The organism is Sorangium sp. So ce295, from assembly GCF_051527405.1.
In the GTDB taxonomy this organism is placed as follows: domain Bacteria; phylum Myxococcota_A; class Polyangia; order Polyangiales; family Polyangiaceae; genus Sorangium; species Sorangium cellulosum_B.
This window is the reverse complement of the sequence record NZ_CP150324.1, coordinates 12507780-12524697: the sequence shown is the minus strand read 5'-3', so window position 1 is coordinate 12524697 and position 16918 is coordinate 12507780. Positions and strand designations below refer to the sequence as shown.

Sequence of the window (16918 nt, the reverse complement as noted above, 5' to 3'; positions counted from 1 at the left end):
TGCAGGACGGCGACGGCGGCAGGGTAGCTCAGCGGTCGCGAGCGGTCACACAGAGGGGACGCCCCGGGACGGATCGGGCGGGGTCACGAAGGGAGGTCCTCACGGCGAGGTGCTCCCGGCCGACGCTCGCGCCCTCAGATCGGCCTCCACCGCCTCGAACTGCTCGAGGGCGGCCCGCAGGTCCTCCACGATCTCTCCGGCGATCACGTCCGGGGCCGGCAGGTTCTCGGAGGCCTCCAGGCTCTCGTCCTTCAGCCAGAAGACGTCGAGGCTGCACTTGTCCCGGGCGATGAGCTCCGCAACCTCGTAGGCTCGCCACTGCCCTGTCGGGTTCTTCTCCGAGCACGTCGCCCGCCGCTTGTGCAGCTCACCGGGCTTGTAGCAAGCGACGAAGTCGTCGAGATCGGCGCGCGCGAGCGGGTTGGTCTTGAGCGTGAAGTGCTGGTTCGTGCGGAGGTCGTAGACCCAGAGCTTCTTCGTCCACGGCTTCTCGCTGGCGGGCTTCTTGTCGAAGAAGAGCACGTTCGCCTTCACGCCCTGCGCATAGAAGATGCCCGTGGGGAGCCGGAGCAGCGTGTGGACGTCACAGTCGTGGAGCAGCTTGCGGCGGATCGTCTCCCCTGCCCCGCCCTCGAAGAGCACGTTGTCGGGCACGACGACGGCCGCGCGCCCATGGATCGCGAGGATGGTCTTCACGTGCTGGACGAAGTTGAGCTGCTTGTTGCTCGTCGTCGCCCAGAAGTCCTCGCGCATGACCGTGAGCGCCTCGCGGGCCTCGTCGCCCTCCTCCGTGAGGACCATCACGCTCGACTTCTTCCCGAACGGCGGGTTGGTCAGGACCATGGAGTAGCGGGAGCCCGGATCCGCGGCGAGGCTGTCCCGGGTCTCGATGGGCGGCTGCCCTTCGTCGGCGCTCGGCCCGATGCCGTGGAGGAGCAGGTTCATCGCGCAGAGCCTGGTCACGCCGGGGACGAGCTCGACGCCGCGGAGCGCGCCGACCTTCAGGCGCTTCTTCTGCTCGCGGGTCATGCTCGGGTGCGTCCGGACGATGTGGTCGTGCGCCGCGAGCAGGAAGCCGCCGGTGCCGCAGGCCGGGTCGCAGATCGTGTCGTCGGGCCCCGGGCGCATGACCTCGACGATGGCCTGGATCAGCGGGCGCGGCGTGAAGTACTGGCCCGCGCCGCCCTTCGTGTCCTGCGCGTTCTTCTCGAGCAGCCCCTCGTAGGCGTCGCCCTTCACGTCGGCGTCGAGCGTCGTCCACTGCTCGCGGTCGATGAGGTCCGCGACGAGGCGGCGCAGCTTCGCCGGGTCCTGGATCTTGTTCTGCGCCTTGCGGAAGATGACCCCGAGCATGCCCGGCTGCCGGCCGAGGTGGTCCAGCGTCTTGCGATACTGGACCTCGAGCGCGTCGCCGTCCTTGGCGAGCAGCGCGGGCCAGTCGTGACCGGCCGGGATGAACGGCTTGTGGTTCCACGGCGGCTGCGTGCGCTCGTGCGCCATCTTCAGGAACAGGAGGAACGTGAGCTGCTCGACGTAGTCGCCGTAGGAGAGGCCGTCGTCGCGCAGGACGTTGCAGTAGGACCAGAGCTTCTGGACGATCTGGGCGGAGGGGTTCGACACGTTCAGGGGCCTGTTTCTTTCACTCGAAGTAGACGCGCTGGATGAACTCGCCGTGAAGCGGGTCGAAGTCCTTGTCCGTCGTGATCAGGGTAGCGGACGCCGCCCGAGCACACGCGGTATCGAGCAGGACGATCCCGGTCATGAGAGCTCTTTGATTGCCTGGTCGAACTCCTCGTCCGTCTCGTCGCCCGGCCACCTCCCGAAGATTGCGCCGACACCGGTGGTGGCGGTCTGCGGCCGGTAGAGGGCTCTCGGATCGATGCGACGACCGAAGATGGGTTTGGGGATCCTCGACCAGAAGCCGGAGACGCCCTCTCCATCCTCGATCCTCTCGGCGTCGAGCCGAAGGATGCGCCCCGAGGGGCGGTACACCGCCCGGCCATGGACAAGGACCCTACGGTTCAGGAGCACCCCGGCCGCGTCGACGCTCCCCGCGGTGAGCACGCCCCGGATCTCCTCTCCGTCATCGAGCTTGATCGCGAAGGACTGGGTGCTCACCCGAACCATGTCGAGGAGTCCAGCGATGCGCACGGCCTGGGCCCTCGGCGTGGAGGCGCTGAGCTTTCTCGCGGTCTCGACGGTAGCCCGGTCGAGCACGGCTTCGCCCGGAACGCCCGTCCGGTGCTCCTCGACCCGAAGCGCGTCAAAGCCGGCGTCGAGCAGCCGACCGAAGTGAGCGAGGTGCTGGAGCAGGGGTCGATCGAAGCGTTCGCTGTCCGGGTTGCCATCGCCGACGTCCTGAAGGACCCCGGCGAGGACGTCGAACCCCGTCCATCCCGGGGGAGGCCGCGTCGGCCACAGCTCCGCCTGGAGGTAGAGCTCCGCGGCGGCCTCGCCCAGCTCCGGCGCCTCGAAGTGCAGGGTCGTGTCGGCGTTTCCCTCGACGTCGACGAGCCGGATATCGCAGGCGGCGTTGAACCAGGCCCGGGGCCGTCCGGCCGTGACGCTCCGCCCCTCGAAGGCCATCAGGACGGAGCGTCGCACCGCGGCGTCGACCTGCTTGAGGGCGACGCCCAGCGGAGCGGGGGGCACGCGACGGCCGAAGCCCTTCGGACTGGAGAGGCGGACGGCGTGGTGGACGATGGGCACGGCGGGCTCCTTCGGGGTCGTGGCTCGGCCGGAACCGGCTGCGAGAGGATAGCGCGAACTGGCGATGCCGTGCAGGGCGGGGCGTCAGGTGTCGGGCTCCTGAGTGAAGTACTCTGCCACCTTCTCGAGAAAGTTCGGCTGGAGGGACGACGCGAGCTGGAGCTTACGGATCCCCTCGACGGTTTCGCACAGTTTGTTGAACGGCAGGAAGCCACACACGTTGGGGAGCGCCTTCTCGCGCAGCGAGAACGTCGGGCGCTGAATCTCCTGCTCGACCTTGTCGCGGCGCTCCTCGGACGCGACAAGGTAGAGTTTGATGTCGAGGTTCGGCTGGAGGGCCAGGAGATCCGACATCCGGAGCAGGCCGGAGTAGATCGACGTGGTGCACTCGACCTCGAACGCTGCGACGATCGAGTTGCCTTTGAGCCAGAGCACGTCGATGAGCTCGATCGTCCGCGTCGTGGGCTCGTTGAACTGCGTGGGGAGCTTCTGGACCACGCGAGAAAGCTCGCCGAGCTTCTTGCCCTTCCATGTTCGGGAGCGATCGTTGCGCGCGACCCAGACGTCGAGACCCATCTCGGCGCCGAGCGTGAGGAGCGTCCACTGGATCTCCGTGTGCCGCGTGGTCGCCGCGGGCCCCTCGTCCTCCGTCGCGGCCTGCACCGGGGCCGGCGGCTCCTCGGGCTCCGGCACGGTGACGTGGGCCTCGATCTTGCGGCCGCCCTCGCCTTGCTCGACGTAATACCGAAGCTTCCGGGCAAGCTTCCAGGCCGGAACCGGGCGAAATACGGGCTTCTTCTGCGCGCCTTGGATCAGCTTCACGATGAGCGCGCCGTCCTCGTCGCGCTGGAAGCGGTTCGGCGACTTGCGCAGAAAGCCCTTGAACGTGCCCTTCAGCGAGGCGTCAGCATAGAAGTCCACGCGGCCCTCCAGATCGTCGAGCGGCACGCCGTGCTCCGGCTTGAGCAGGATCCGAGGCTGCACATCGAGCCGGAGGGGAAAGTCGTCGTCCTTCCAGATCTTCGCCGTCGTCTTGCTGGGTCCGATGACATCGAGCACCGCGACCCAGCGCGCGACTCCGGTGATGTAGCCGATGATCGTATCGCCGGCTTTGATCCTCTTGAATGCGGCCTCATTCTGCGCGCCGGCGCGAAAGCCCAGGACCTTGGCTTCGGCCTTCTGGAACTCTGCGTACGTGGTACCGTTGAAACTGCCCAGCCAGTACGTCAAGGCTCTACCTCCGTGTCCGGGGCACGCCGGCGTGTGGACTGACGCCGCGGCTTCTTGAGCTCGGTAGTATCGTGGGAGCTGCGGATGCGCTCGAGCAGCACACTCGCTGGCTCGTCGTTCGGGTCTTGCGGGACGAGCTTGCCTTCGAAAGCGCGCTTCAGGACGGATTGGCGAAGGCGCTGGGCGCGGGCGAGCTGGGCGCGAGTGGTTTGTTCGACCTCGTCAGCGATTGAAAGAAGGCGGTCGATTTCGGAAACGATGCGATTCTGCTCTACCAGCGGCGGAACTGGTATGGGCAGCGTGCGAAACAACGGCAATGTCATGCGAAGTCTCGTCGTGCCAAACGCGACACCGAACGCGACCCGCCGCGCCGTGTCAGAATTCAAATAATGCATCAAGAATCGGCGACGAACGACTCCTTCATCCACAGACATCTTGATGACGTCGGGCGTCACCATCGCAGGTCCAATCCCTTCCGGATAGATGGCGCACTCACCCGGTGGATCACCAAGCTTTGTCACAAGCAATTCACCCCCGAACACGGAGTAAGGACGGAACAGCTCTTCCCATCTCTCTCGATCCATGAAACCCGGCCTCTCAGTGAGGTAGCGTCCAGCCTTCACGTGCCGGAGGAAGATGATTGGGACGCCCACAGACCGAAAGTCGTGAGCTTTGAAGATCGTACCGAAAGGACCTGCGCAAATTGAGCCAGGTTCGGGCGATGCGAGCACATCTGGAGTACTAAGGCCCCATCCTTCTGGCAGCGGTGGCAGTTCACTCGCGCTCGGAACATGGGGTTCTTCCCGCTGCTTCGCGTGATCGTCGCGATCCATCCGCCGCTTAGATTCTGCCTTTACGATCTTGCCCGCCTCCCACCGCGCGCGACGCTCGCCAGTGATGCGCCGGAGCAGCACGTCGCCAGGCTCGTATTCGCGCCCCTCTTGTTGCCGCGAGAGTTGGGCCTCGGTGGGCACGAGCCGCCCCTCGCAGGCAGCCTTGAGAACGGCCGCGCGGTAGCGCTTCAGGTTTGCGAGTACGCGTTCAAGGGAGGCCACCCCGGCATCGATGTCCGAGAGGTACTGCTCGATCACAGCAACGATACGGCTTTGCTCGACAAGCGGCGCGACAAGAACCTCTATTTTAGAAAGGCGCTCAGAACCGAGGTGATGTATACCCACGCCCTTCGCATCATTCAAAAAGCGTCCCGACAGAGCGAAGTACAAAAGCTGGAAATAAAGGTACTTCGTAGTACCTTGAGGTGGCCGGACGCGAATTAGGGTATTCTGAAAACAGCACCCAGGAATCTCGTCTGCCCAGATCGCCGGTTTACCGACCTCCCCCGGGCTCCCGCTTGCTTCCGACATGAGAATATCGCCAGGCCGCAAGCGATAGACTTCTTGCTCCGCGGGCTTGAAGTCCATCTGTTTAACATCGGACAGATCTAGACCACTCCAAGTTACGTTCGCCGCGCGCAGGTACGGGATCATGTATGGCCCGTTCGCTTTGTCCGGAGAGCGCTGGCGTCCGAGCCGGATCTCGGCAGCGAGGCCGAGTGGAACGCTTACCCAACCAGGAGGCACATGACTCGATATCTCACTCACGCCGCCAGCACCTCGTTCAGCTCCGCCATCACCTTCTCCAGCTCCGCCCCGAACACCCTCGCCGCCTTCCCCACGCCGCCCATCCCGGCGAACGGCGCATACTCGAAATCGTCGACCGAGATTTCCAGGTTCGCCGCCATGTGATCCCGTATCGCCTCCAGCCACGCCCGCTGCTCCGCCGAGAACCTCCGCCCCTGGTTCGCCTGCTGCGTCATCCACCGCTCGAACCGCTCCTGCACCCGCTCGCGGAAGGGCACAAGCTCTTCCTCCTGGTGCAGCGCGAACCGCACGAGCGACACCACGTCCGTCAGCAATCTCCCCGCCCCCGCCCCGCGGACCTTGTCCCGCTCCAGCGTCTCGTACGCGCGCCACAGCACGTCCGGCGTCCACTGCCGCGGCGGCGCCTTGATGGCGTCGGCGAGCGCCTTCACGTCCTCCGGCTTCAGCCGCTGCCGGTGCGGGCGGCTATACAGGATCTGGAGCGCCGTGATCTGGTCCCGGTGCTTCTGGCAGAACGCCTCGAACGTGGTCGTCAGCGCCTTCGCTCGCTCCTTCGCCTCGTCCGAGAAGCCCGCCGCGGTCACCTCGTCCTTCGTGACCGCGTCGATCGTCTGCTCCAGGCTCTTCTTGACGTCGGTGAGCGCCTTGCGCAGCTCCGGGCTCGCGCGGAGCGGCTGCGCCGCGTCGCGCAGCATCTCCTTGCGCACCTTCTCCAGCACGCTCGCGGGCGGCGCCTCCCCCGCGGGCAGCCCCGCGACCACGCAAGCGCGCTCGGCCTGCGCGTCGGGGTCGAGCGCCTCGACGATCTTCGCGCTGATCTCCGCCAGCGTCCGACCCCCCGCGAGCTTCGCCAGCATGGCCCGCTCCTCCGCGCCGATCCGCCGGTCGAGGCGCGCCAGCCTCCCCGCGAGCGACGAGAGCACGTCGGCCTTCGTGCTCCCCTGCGCCACGGCCTCGAGCAGCTTCTCGAAGCCCACCGTGCGGTTCCTCTCGAGCGGGAGCGCGTCGATGAGATCCGTCTCGCAGACGCCGACGCAGTCGACAAGCACGAAGCGGTCCTTTGCGCGCGCGTCCGATGTGACCAGCTGGAGGTCGGTCGGGTTGATCACGCGCGCGCCGCGGCCCTTCATCTGCTCGAAGAAATTCCGGCTCTTCACCGCCCGCATGAACATCACGATCTCGAGCGGCTTCACGTCCGTACCCGTCGCGATCATGTCAACCGTGACGACGACGCGCGGGTCGTAGCTGTTGCGGAAGGAGGAGAGCAAGTGCTCCGCATTCAGCCCGTTCGACTTGTACGTGACGACCTCAGTCTCCTTGCCGTCAGGCCCCAGCTGCTTCTCGACGATGCGTGCGGTGCCCGTCTTGTAGGTGATCTTCTCGCAGAAGTCGTTCCCCTTGCCGAACTCCTCCCGGACGATCTGCACGATGTCGTCGGCGTGGCTGTCGTCCTTGGCGAAGATGAGCGTCTTCGGGACCTCTCGCCGGCCCGGGAAGATCTCGGTGAAGAGCCGATCGCGGAAGGTGCGGACCACCGTGCGGATCTGGTCGAGGGCGACCACCTGGCGGTCGAGCGCGGCGGCGTCGTACGTGAGATCGTCGTCGAGCAGCTCCCAGCGGACCCTGCGCGTCTCCCGGTCGCGCCGGCCGACGATCTCCTCCGGACCGGCCTCGACCGTGGCGCCCTTCTCCGTGATGCGCGTGCGGATCTTGTACACGTCGTAATCGACGTTCACCCCGTCGGCCACGGCCTGCTTATGGTCGTAATCCATGACCAGGTTCTGGCGGAAGAACGCGAACGTCTGCTTCGCAGGCGTCGCCGTGAGGCCGACGAGGAAGGCGTCGAAGTACTCGAGCACCTGCCGCCAGAGCGAGTAGATGCTGCGATGGCACTCGTCGACGAAGATCACGTCGAACGCCTCGATCGGCAGCGCCGGGTTGTAAGCGACCGGCACAGGCTCCCGGAGCATCTCGCTCAGGCTGGCCAGGCCGAGCTCCTCCGCTTCGGGCGGGAGATCCGCCTCGCCCTTCAGCATCGCGTACAGGCGCTGGATGGTGGTGATCACGACACGCGCGACCGGATCGAGCTTGTTCGAGGTGAGCCGCTGCACGTTGTACAGCTCCGTGAACTTCCGGCCGTCGTCCGGCGCCACGTACTGCTGAAACTCCTTGAGCGCCTGGCGACCAAGGTTGTCGCGGTCGACGAGGAAGAGCACCCGGCTCGCATCGCCGAACTTGATCAGCCGGTAAATCGACGTGATCGCCGCCACGGTCTTCCCCGCGCCGGTGGCCATCTGGATGAGCGCCCGCGGCCGGTTGTCGCGCAGGGACACCTCGAGGTTGCGCACCGCGCGCACCTGCGCGGCCCGCAGGCCCGCCTCGGGCACGTCCGGGAACGTGAGCAGCCGCGTGCGGAAGGACGCTGGACGCTGGCTGAGCGGATCGGGACGCCCCTCGACGCGGGGCAGGTAGACCGGCTCCGAGGTGATCCAGCGGCTCAGGGTCTCGGGCTTGTGGAAGTGGAACACGGAGCGGCTGCGCGGGTCGGGGTCGAGCCGGTTGGTGAAGGCCGTCTCGACGCCGGTGGACTGGTAAAGAAACGGCAGCGGCCGCACCGGCGCGGGCAGGAGGTCCGGGAGCCCGGCGGAGTACTTCTCGGTCTGCCCCTCCACACCGGTGAGCGTGGTGCCGACCTCCTTCGCCTCGATCACGCCGACCGCCTCCCCGCCGACGTAGAGCAGGTAGTCGGCGAAGCCGTGACCGCGCTTCAGCGGGAACTCCCGGACGGCGACGCCATGCGCCGCATCGAGGTTCATCACCTGCCTGTCCTGCACGGCCCAGCCGGCAGTCGTCAGCGCGTCGTCGATGTTCTTCCGGGCAGCATCTTCGGGACGAGTCATGGGCTGGATCAGCAAGCGTAACGAAAGCAGCAGGTTCGCGTCGATACCGAGGCGTGGTGGGGGCTATTCCACCCGGAAGCGCCGGGTAGGACAACGACGCCGGAGCTGGTGGGGAGCGGGCGAAGGAAGGTGAACCCAGCGCTGGTGCGCTCCCCAGATCGCGCTGCCACGGCCGGGAAACGCGATGATCCCGCGGCAAAGTGCGCTCTGAACCGTTCCCTTCGGACGTCGCCGCAGGCGCAGCCCTTCCGAAGCGATCGGCGGCTCCGGGGCCGCCGGAATTCGCCTTTCTGACGGCTCCCGCGTCGTCTCGCCCCGGGCTCGTCGCTTGTGGACCGGCTGCTGCGTCGAGCCCCACACGTCTCTGCTTCCCCTGCGCTTCGATGGACGGCCCTGGCATCACCACAGACGCCCGTCGGATGCACCGGAGAACACCTCCCCGGTCCGGCGACGGTCCGTGCGCTGACGACGGACGACATGGCGCACGAGGGCGTGCTCCTCGGCCGAGCAATGTCCCACCGCTTTCGTGAGGGCGCTTGCACCTGGAGAACGGGCGGGCGAGCGTGCCCGGGCGAGAAAAATCGCGGAGTGGAGGCAATGAGATGAGAACGGTGCGATTGGCGACGATCGTTGCGGCGGCTCTTGCCGCCCTGGTGCTTGGTGCGACCGTGCCCGGGTGCCTGTGGGATCGCGAGGACGAGCCCTTGAGCGGGAGGATCTGCGCGATACCGAATACCGGCGTCGTCGAGCACTGCGTTGACGCGAGCGAAGGCCCGGCCAGCGCGTGGAGCAAGGCCGAGGCGGACGGCGAGCTGCCGATATTCATGTGGGCGCGGTGGTCGGGTCGCGTGAGGCCCGAGGAGCTCATCGCGAACGAGGCGGAGCTCGGGGCCTGGTTTGACACCATCGATCGGGTCGTGTCCTATGTTCGCGACGAGAAGAAGCACGCCGAGTCGCTCCGGGCGACGCTCCACGGCGAGCTCCGCGGGCTGCTGTGGCTGATCAGGGATAGCCAGGAGGAGGCCCTCCAGGCAGAGCCGATCCGCGCAGCCGACGACTTCAAGGAGGCGATGACCGGCAAGGCGAGCGCCGAGCGGGAGCCGCTCGTGGCCGCGATCGCGGCGGACAAGCTGGCGATGGCCGCCGTGCAGGCGATCTTCGATCGCGCCAGGGACGAGGGCGCGCCGCTGCGATCCAGGTACGCGGGCGCGGCGGCGCGCTTCGCCGCCTACCGCGCGACCGAGGCGGCGGAGACGGCGGCGTACGCGGCGCTCTCGGCGCAGGCGTCGCAGGCGTCGCGATCGGCGATAGAAGGGCTCGACGGCGTGGAGCAGGCGGTGCTCGCGGCGGCGCGCGAGGCGAGCCGCGCGCCGAGCGAGCTCGCCGCGGAGGTGATGACGCTGTCGGCGGAGCTCCAGGCGTTCGCGGTCTCGTTCGACGAGGCGATCGCGCCGCATAAGGAAGTCCTTGCGACACACGGCGCGGTGGTGCCGGACATGACGTCGGGGGCGCTGCGCTCGCTGAATGCGATGCTCGGGTATGTGCAGCGGCGGGTCGCTCGGAGCGACGCGACGGCGACGGCGCTGCTCGGCGGCATCGCGCTGCGCCGGCAGGCGCTCGTCGCGCTGGAGGCAGACGAGGGAGCGCGCGAGGCGATCGCGCGGGCGCGGAGCCGCAAGGCGTCGGAGGTGTTCGGCGAGGGAGCGCGCGCGCGGGCGGCGGCGCTGTCGGCGGCGCCGCCGATGAGCGAGAAGCTCGGGCTGCCGCTCTTGGCCGAGCGGTGCGGGGAGCTCTTGGCGCTGGTGCAGATGCGGCCACTCTGCGAGGCGTCGCCGTCCTCGTGGCGAGAGGCCGGATGCGCGGCGCTCCGAGGGCGGTTCGACGCCGCGGAGGCCGAGCTCAGGACGGGCTTGCCGCAGAAGATCGCGGCGGGCCTCGCTGCGCTGCGGGAGAAGGGGATGGGCGCGGCGGAGCTCGACGCCGCGCAGGCGAGGCTCGACGCGGGCGACGTGAAGGGCGCCGCGATCGCGTATGACGCCGCCGTGCGCGGCGCGGAGGGGACATGAGAAGCTCGAAGGACGTTGGGCTACGCGGACGGAGCTCCGTGGTGGTCCAGAAGCTCGTCGCGCTTGTCACGGCGCTGGCGGTGCTGGCGCCGTCTTCGGTGTGGGCCGGCACGCCGTACACCATCCTCTGGAGCAGCCGCCAGGACGTCGACTCGTGCGCGAGCGGCGAGCTGGAGACCGAGGGCGACGCCATGTTCGAGGTGAACCAGACGCCCCTGCCCACCTACGGGATCCCGGGCGCGCTGCAGGTCGACGGCGACGGCTCGCTGAGCAACACGCTCGAGGCGGGGTTCGACTCGGTGCTGCTCCGCACGGGTACCAACGCGTTCTACTTCGGAGTCCACACCGCGAACGGCAGCGACTGGTGTACCCACGCGCACGACGTGGTGCACCTCGTCTCCGAGCCGCTCGGGCTCAACAAGCCGCTCTTCGACATCCGCCGCGATGGGACCGGCTTCGAGGGCAGCACCGTGGCCGACCTCGGCCTCGCGGAGATCAACCCGGCGCTCGCGCGCGACATCGCGGAGCTGGAGGTCGCGCTCGGCAAGCTGATGGAGGCAATCCTCCGGAACGCCGCCAAGATAGCGGACCTCCGGGCGCGGATGGATCTGCTGCGGCAGCTCGACACCGAGCTGCACGATCTGGTGAGCCGGCCGCTCGACGAGATCTCGCGGACCGACCTCGACGCGATCCTCGACCGCTACAAGGACGTGGTCGATGAGGAGACGCGGGCGGCCATGGAGCAGCTCGTCGGCGACCTGAAGAAGAGCGTCAGCGACCTGGAGGACGAGCTCGGGCGGCTGATGGACGAGTTCGGCGCGCAGGCCGACGAGGTGGCGGACCTCGCGACGCAGGACGCGCGCGCCGAGGGGTGGAACCCAGATGATCCGTGGGCGTATGCGCTCGGGGAGAGCGAGGTGCCGTGGGTCGAGGTGCCGGACATCGCCGAGGTAGAGGGAGCGTTCGAGGAGGGGAGAGACCCGTACGCGGCGTATGCGGACGGCGTGATCGCGGCCCTGGAGAAGGACGTGAGCGGCGACGTGGTGATCGCGCGGGCGGACTTCGTGGCGAACGTGCGGGCGTGGCGAGCCAACAGCGCGGCGCTGGAGATCGCGCTGCGCGACCGGATGGGCGTGTCGCTGGCGGAGACCAACGCGTTCCTGAAGGCGCAGAACCGGATCACCGGGTTCGTGCGGCAGTTCATGGATGCGTCGGACTGGTTCGAGGACTCGCCGGTGCCGGCGGACCTGCGGACCCAGGTGGACATGGTGCTCAAGCCGCGGTTCGACGCGCTCGCGGACCAGATGAAGGACAGCCTGAACCAGTGGACGGGGGACGGGCTCGACCTGGAGCAGACGCAGCTCTACCAGACGATCAGCGCGTTCGCGGGGGCGATGTCGACGGTCGGCGAGGGCTTCGAGGCGTACGCGGAGGTGATGCAGACGCTGGTGCACGCGACGACGCGCATCGGGGTCGGGTTCGTGCCGGTGGTGGGGCCGGCGCTCGATTTGTGCGAGGCGGTCACCGGGAAGGCGTGGTGCTTGCCGTCGGGGCAGGAGCTCAGCACCGAGGAGCGGATCTTCTCGGGGATGGGGTTCGGGCTCGGGGCGGTCGGGCCGGTGTGGCGCGCGGTCAGTCGCGCCGGCGGGCTGACGCCGGATGCGATTCGGGTTGCCGAGGAGATCGCGCAGATGGGCGAGGAACTCGCCACAGCGCTGCGCCTGCCACGGCGCACGTCGTACAAGACGCTGCGCGGGGCGGTCACGACCGGAGTGATGAATGACTTCGAGAAAAAGGCAGCGCTCTACCTGCTGAAGGGGGAAGGGCGGGCACTGATCGGGGTCGGCGACGATGGGGTGCGCACGGTCCTGGGGATCCTCAAGGATGCCCCGGGTGACTTGGCGAAGGCTCCCGACTTCGTCTCGGTGACCAAGGGCAACAGGCTGGCCGTGAGCGAGGCGAAGGGCATTGAATCGGATACCGGGAAAGTCGACGTGGGCAAGGCGATAAAACAGCTCACGAACGCAATGACGAAGCTGAAGAGTCTCAAGCTCGCAGGAGACGTCGACAGAGTGGAGATCATGATGCCGAGGGGTGCGCCGTTCAATAATCCCAACTTGGGCACCAAGGACGGCTACTTGTTCAACAAGGTCGAAGGCAAGACCGTCGAGATCGATGGCTTCCCGCTCCTCTTCATCAAGGTCATCCAGCTATGAACGAATCGGGCCCTGACTTTTACGCGTGGTGCGACGAAGCGGACAGGCTCGACGCTTTCGCGGAGGCCCTGTCCGCGCTGGTCTACCCGGGGGGAGTGTGCAGCCTCAGCCTCTCCACGCTTGGAACATCTGAACGCTTGTGGCGCGACGGGGTTCTCGTTGAGGAGGTCATCGAGATGACACGTGCAGCCTTCAAGTCGGGCTCACAGGTGGACGTGGATTTCGGCGCCCGGTGGCGGTGGTTGTCCAGGACGGGCTTGAACCTGGAGTGCTATGGGGAAGTACGGGCCCATTGGTATCCGTACAGCCCTTTGCGCGTAGGGACGGGCGAGCGGAAGGATGTGTTCCCCGACTGCCTCGAAGTCGCCGTCGGCCCGCGCTCGGTGGAGGTCGAGGCGGCGATCGCTTCCATGGAGCTCCAGCAGGAGATGAAGGAGATCTTGCTCGGCCTGTGCGCGCCGAGCGGGCACGCCCGCGTGACGACCGGCATGTGCACAGCGGCCTGGGCCCAACCTGCCCCGATCGAGGCGTGCGCGACCTACCATGCAGACGCCAGGGTCGCCCGCGATCTCGCCCTGTCGTGGGTGCACCTCCATGACGGCGACATCGTGGGGCGCGCCTCGGGCCTATCATTGGACGCGCTCGCTGCCCGCGTCGAGGCCGCTCCACGAGGGGCTTGTGTTGGCGTCGCCAGCGACGTCGAGCGCGTCGACCAACACCTTAGCCTGGACCGCGCCGCGTCCCGTTCGAGGGACGAACGGCCTACGCATGTCGGCGCTGTACGACGCGGTTCGCGCGCCCGCCTCCCAGACGACGCCACGCTCACACGGGAACAAGTTCTCGCGGCGCTCGCCACACCGCCGGCTACGCTTATCGAAGCGCTCGAAGCCTCCGCCGTACCAGACGACGGGTGGCGCGCTGTCGAGCCTCGCGTGCTCGAGCTCATCGATGCGGTGAAACAGGGCGCGCCCACTTCCGCAGTCAACGTGCGCACGGGCAGGCACGTCCGGTTCATCGAGCGCCATTCACCGTACCACGTGCAGGTCCTTCCGAACGGGGGCGTAATGCTGGCCATCCATCCCTACCGCACGCTCTGGCCGCTTTGGGCCGATGCCCTCCGCCTGCTCGATATCACGTCATGACGTGAAGGATCTATTCGCTCTGCGTCGCGGCCCACGATATTCCATCGAGGCTGCCGTCAACCATCAGAATCAGGACATATCGTTTATGAGCAATGACCATGGCGAAAGGATGGGCGAGCTCTCGCGTCTCGTTGGGCTGGTACTCGACGTCGCAAGGAGTGCTCTGGAGGGACAGGGAACATTTCTCCCCGGTTCGATCGCGGTCGACGCCGCCGGGAAGTATGCCATCGGTGTGGCGCCGCACGGCGGTGTTGACGGCTGGACGCTTCTCACGACCGCGTTCCGGCAGCGCGCGGCGGCCGAGGAGCTCCGGGCGGTCGCGCTCTATCGAGACGTACGGGTCCGTGAACGAGGTGCATCGGAGGACGTGGACGCCATCCATGCCGTCGTGGAGCTCGCCTCGGGCGAAGCGGTCCAGGTGTTCCAGATCTATCGCAAGAATGACGCGGGGGAGATCGTCTACGACAGACCGGAGATCGAGCAGGCACCCTCCGTCGTCTTCGGACGGCGCACCCCTCCCTGAGCGCGCGGAGCGCGCGATTTGGGAGGGGCGGACCGCGCGCAGGCGCGGAGCGCCGAGCACGGGCCGGGGGTGGGCATCCGCTCTCTCGGAGCTGTGCGCCGCCGTTGCAGAGCCGTCCTCATCGACGACCAACACCGAGGGGTGGAATCCGGACGATCCGTGGGCGTACGCGCTCGGCGAGAGCGAGGTGCCGTGGGTCGAGGTGCCGGACATCGCGGAGGTGGACGGGGCGTTCGAGGAGGGGAGAGACCCGTACGCGGCGTATGCGGACGGCGTGATCGCGGCGCTGGAGAAGGACGTGAGCGGGGGCGCGGTGGTCGCGCGGGCGGACTTCGTGGCGAACGTGAGGGCGTGGCGGGCGAACAGCGCGGCGCTGGAGATCGCGCTGCGCGACCGGATGGGCGTGTCGCTCGCGGAGACGAACGCGTTCCTGAAGGCGCAGAACCGGATCACCGGGGTCGTGCGGAAGTTCATGGATGCGTCGGACTGGTTCATCGAGACGCCGATCCCGCCGGACCTGCGGGCGCAGGTCGACACGGTGCTCAAGCCGCGGTTCGACGCGCTCGCGGACCAGATGAAGGATAGCCTGAACCAGTGGACGGGGGACGGGCTCGACCTGGAGCAGACGCAGCTCTACCAGACGATCAGCGCGTTCGCGGGGGCGGTGTCGACCGTCGCCGAGGGGTTCGGGGCGTACGCGGAGGTGATGCAGACGCTCGTCTACGCGACGACGCGCATCGGGGTCGGGTTCGTGCCCGTGGTCGGGCCGGCGCTCGACCTGTGCGAGGCGGTTACCGGGAAGGCGTGGTGCTTGCCGTCGGGGCAGGAGCTCAGCACCGAGGAGCGGATCTTCTCGGGGATGGGGTTCGGGCTCGGGGCGGTCGGGCCCATGTGGCGCGCGGTCAGTCGCGCTGGCGGGCTGACGCCGGATGCGATTCGGGTCGCCGAGGAGATCGCGCAGTTCGGCGAGGAGCTGGCCACTGCGCTGCGTGCACCGCGGCGCACCTGGTACAAGACGCTGCGCGGGGCAGTCACGAGCAAGCCGCTCGACGCGATGGAGAAGAAGGCGGCAAAGTTCATGCTGGACGACGGGCGGGCGCTGATTGGCGTCGGCGACGACGGAGTGCGCCGGGTGCTGGACATACCGAAGGAGTCCCCGCCAAATACGGCCTTGGGAAGGGCTCCCGACTTCCTCACCGTGACGAAGGGAAACAAGCTGGCCCTGACGGAGGTGAAGGATATTGAGCGTGCCACCGGGAAGGTCGACATCGACCACGCACTCACGCAGCTGGAGAACGCGATGAAGAAACTGAGCAAAGAAGGACTCGCCAGCGACGTCGAGCGGATCGAGTTCATCATCCCCAAGGGTGCGCCGCTCAAGAACGAGAATAAGATCGTCAAGGACGGCTATCTGGTCGACGCGCTCACGGGTAAGCGCATCAAGCTTGAAGGCTTTAGGAACCTGGTCATGGTCATCCAGTTATGAGTGTATCAGGTCCCTGGCTCTATGCATGGTGTGACGAGGCGGACAGGGTCGACGCGCTCGCTGCGGCTCTGTCTGCTCTCGTCATCCCGGGGGGAACGTGCGGCTTCCACATCGAGTCCATCGACCATCCCGATAGCACCTGGCGATGGCGCGATGCGGTCCCCCTCAGCGAGACGGTCGCGGCGGTGCGTGCAGGATTCACCGCAGGGACGCATGTCTTCGCATCCTTCGGCGTGAAGCTGAACTCCGGCAGCGCAATCGAACTCGCCATCGAATGCAATGGCGAAGCGTGGGAGCGCCGGTATCCCTCCGGTCCTCTATGCGCACGCCCCGGCGATCGCAGCGGTCTACTTCCCTGGAGCCTTGGCATCGCCCTCGGCGGCACGCGCTCTGTCGAGGTCGAGGCGGCGATCCTGGCGGTGCAGGTCCAGCAGGATCTCGAAGATCTCATGGTCCGCCTCTGCGCGCCGGATGCGCGTGCACGCGTGACGACCGGCGCCTGGACGGAGTTCGCGGCTTGGGGGCCGCCCACCAAGGCGTGCGCGACCTATCACACCAGCGCGGCGTTGGTTGCACACGATCTCGCCCTTACGTGGGTAAACCTGCGGGACGGTGACAAGGTCGCACATTCCGCGGGAATGCCAACGGACGTGTTGCACGCGCGCGTCGACGCCGCGCCGCGCGGAGCGCGTGTCGCTGTTGAGGACGGCGCTGAGCTTTCGCGCGAAGCGGTCCTCAAGGCGCTCACGGAGTCACCGGCTGCGCTGCTCGACGCACTCGAAGCGTCCGCGGTGGCAGATGAGGAATGGCGCACCGTCGAATCGGCCGCCCTCGAGACCATCGCAGCGACGAAGGAGGGCGCGCCGACGTGCGAGGTGGACGTGACGTCGCGCAAGCACGTCCAGTTCATCGAGCGCCACGCCCCCTACCACGTGCGTCGCCTCCCAAGTGGCGGCGTGGTGCTGGCGACGCACCCGTACCGCACGCTTTGGCCGCTCTGGGCCGACGCCCTCTTCTTGCTGGGCATCACGTCCTGACGCGAGTT

General features: G+C 67.5%; 12 protein-coding genes. 6 read left to right on the top strand and 6 right to left on the bottom strand.

Translation table 11 applies throughout. The features are described 5' to 3' along the window. Positions 1-99: 99 nt before the first annotated feature. The 6 genes from WMF11_RS47330 to WMF11_RS47305 form a co-directional block, all read right to left on the bottom strand. Positions 100-1620, bottom strand: coding sequence for an N-6 DNA methylase (locus tag WMF11_RS47330; protein ID WP_437975453.1), 1521 nt, complete (start codon positions 1618-1620; stop codon positions 100-102). A 19-nt stretch (positions 1621-1639) separates the two neighbouring features. After that, positions 1640-1762 (bottom strand): hypothetical protein, encoded by a 123-nt coding sequence (locus WMF11_RS47325; protein ID WP_437975452.1) that lies wholly within the window; start codon positions 1760-1762, stop codon positions 1640-1642. After that, positions 1759-2709, bottom strand: coding sequence for a hypothetical protein (locus tag WMF11_RS47320; RefSeq protein WP_437975451.1), 951 nt, complete (start codon positions 2707-2709; stop codon positions 1759-1761). The genes WMF11_RS47325 and WMF11_RS47320 overlap by 4 nt, the downstream gene beginning before the upstream one ends. Before the next feature lie 84 nt (positions 2710-2793). After that, a complete protein-coding gene (locus WMF11_RS47315) occupies positions 2794-3939 on the bottom strand; it encodes a hypothetical protein (protein WP_437975450.1) in 1146 nt (381 codons plus the stop codon). Continuing rightward, the gene (locus WMF11_RS47310) at positions 3936-5519 is read right to left on the bottom strand and encodes a restriction endonuclease subunit S (protein WP_437979401.1); all 1584 of its coding nucleotides are present in this window, start codon (positions 5517-5519) and stop codon (positions 3936-3938) included. Before WMF11_RS47310 ends, WMF11_RS47315 begins: the two co-directional genes overlap by 4 nt. 17 nt (positions 5520-5536) lie before the next feature. Further along, on the bottom strand, positions 5537-8440 hold the full coding sequence (locus WMF11_RS47305; protein ID WP_437975449.1) for a type I restriction endonuclease subunit R: 2904 nt from the start codon (positions 8438-8440) through the stop codon (positions 5537-5539). A 704-nt stretch (positions 8441-9144) separates the two neighbouring features. Here WMF11_RS47305 and WMF11_RS47300 point away from each other — a divergent pair. From WMF11_RS47300 to WMF11_RS47275, 6 genes are all read left to right on the top strand, one after another. Continuing rightward, positions 9145-10506 (top strand): hypothetical protein, encoded by a 1362-nt coding sequence (locus WMF11_RS47300; RefSeq protein ID WP_437975448.1) that lies wholly within the window; start codon positions 9145-9147, stop codon positions 10504-10506. Then, entirely contained in the window at positions 10503-12722 is a 2220-nt protein-coding gene (locus WMF11_RS47295; RefSeq protein ID WP_437975447.1) for a hypothetical protein, read from the top strand. The genes WMF11_RS47300 and WMF11_RS47295 overlap by 4 nt, the downstream gene beginning before the upstream one ends. Next, complete coding sequence (locus WMF11_RS47290) at positions 12719-13864, top strand: hypothetical protein (RefSeq protein ID WP_437975446.1); 1146 nt, start codon at positions 12719-12721, stop codon at positions 13862-13864. Before WMF11_RS47295 ends, WMF11_RS47290 begins: the two co-directional genes overlap by 4 nt. A gap of 1 nt (position 13865) precedes the next feature. Then, entirely contained in the window at positions 13866-14387 is a 522-nt protein-coding gene (locus WMF11_RS47285; protein ID WP_437975445.1) for a hypothetical protein, read from the top strand. Positions 14388-14661: 274 nt separating this feature from the next. Continuing rightward, positions 14662-15873: a hypothetical protein gene (locus WMF11_RS47280; RefSeq protein WP_437975444.1), complete on the top strand. Its 1212-nt coding sequence runs from the start codon at positions 14662-14664 to the stop codon at positions 15871-15873. Then, entirely contained in the window at positions 15870-16910 is a 1041-nt protein-coding gene (locus WMF11_RS47275) for a hypothetical protein (protein WP_437975443.1), read from the top strand. The genes WMF11_RS47280 and WMF11_RS47275 overlap by 4 nt, the downstream gene beginning before the upstream one ends. Positions 16911-16918 lie beyond the last annotated feature (8 nt).